This window comes from Ramlibacter sp. AN1015 (genome assembly GCF_037726105.1).
Classification (GTDB): domain Bacteria; phylum Pseudomonadota; class Gammaproteobacteria; order Burkholderiales; family Burkholderiaceae_C; genus Ramlibacter.
Genome location: NZ_JBBJUM010000031.1, coordinates 1 through 1196, shown reverse-complemented (window position 1 = coordinate 1196; position 1196 = coordinate 1). Strand labels below are relative to the sequence as shown.

1 protein-coding gene is annotated in these 1196 nt (G+C 64.8%); it reads left to right on the top strand.

Translation table 11 applies throughout. From position 1 onward, the window contains the following. Position 1: 1 nt before the first annotated feature. Positions 2-1192, top strand: a complete 1191-nt coding sequence (gene tuf, locus WG922_RS21915) for an elongation factor Tu (protein ID WP_340285168.1) — start codon at positions 2-4, stop codon at positions 1190-1192. Positions 1193-1196 lie beyond the last annotated feature (4 nt).

The following is a 1196-nucleotide window of genomic DNA, read 5'->3' as shown; positions in this document are numbered from 1 at the left end:
AATGGCAAAAGGAAAATTCGAGCGGACCAAGCCGCACGTGAACGTGGGCACGATCGGCCACGTGGACCACGGCAAGACGACGCTGACGGCGGCCATCACCACCGTGCTGTCGACCAAGTTCGGCGGCGAAGCCAAGGCCTATGACCAGATCGATGCGGCCCCCGAAGAGAAGGCGCGCGGCATCACGATCAATACCGCCCACGTCGAGTACGAGACGCAAAACCGCCACTACGCGCACGTGGACTGCCCGGGCCACGCGGACTACGTCAAGAACATGATCACCGGCGCCGCCCAGATGGACGGTGCGATCCTGGTGTGCTCGGCCGCCGACGGCCCGATGCCGCAGACGCGCGAGCACATCCTGCTGGCGCGCCAGGTGGGCGTGCCCTACATCATCGTGTTCCTGAACAAGTGCGACATGGTCGATGACGCCGAGCTGCTGGAGCTGGTCGAGATGGAGGTGCGTGAGCTGCTGTCGAAGTACGACTTCCCCGGCGACGACACCCCGATCATCAAGGGCTCGGCCAAGCTGGCGATGGAAGGCGACAAGGGCGAGCTGGGCGAGCAGGCGATCATGAAGCTGGCCGACGCGCTGGACACCTACATCCCGACGCCCGAGCGCGCCGTGGACGGTGCGTTCCTGATGCCGGTGGAAGACGTGTTCTCGATCTCCGGCCGCGGCACCGTGGTCACGGGTCGTGTGGAGCGCGGCATCGTCAAGGTCGGCGAGGAAATCGAGATCGTGGGCATCAAGCCGACGCTCAAGACCACCTGCACGGGCGTGGAGATGTTCCGCAAGCTGCTGGACCAGGGCCAGGCGGGCGACAACGTGGGCATCCTGCTGCGCGGCACCAAGCGCGAGGAAGTCGAGCGCGGCCAGGTGCTGTGCAAGCCCGGCTCGATCAAGCCGCACACGCACTTCACCGCCGAGGTCTATGTGCTGAGCAAGGACGAAGGCGGCCGCCACACGCCGTTCTTCAACAACTACCGTCCGCAGTTCTACTTCCGCACCACCGACGTCACGGGCTCCATCGAGCTGCCCAAGGACAAGGAAATGGTGATGCCGGGTGACAACGTGACGATCACCGTCAAGCTGATCGCTCCGATCGCCATGGAAGAAGGCCTGCGCTTCGCCATCCGCGAAGGCGGCAAGACCGTCGGCGCCGGCGTCGTCGCCAAGATCATGGAGTAATCGA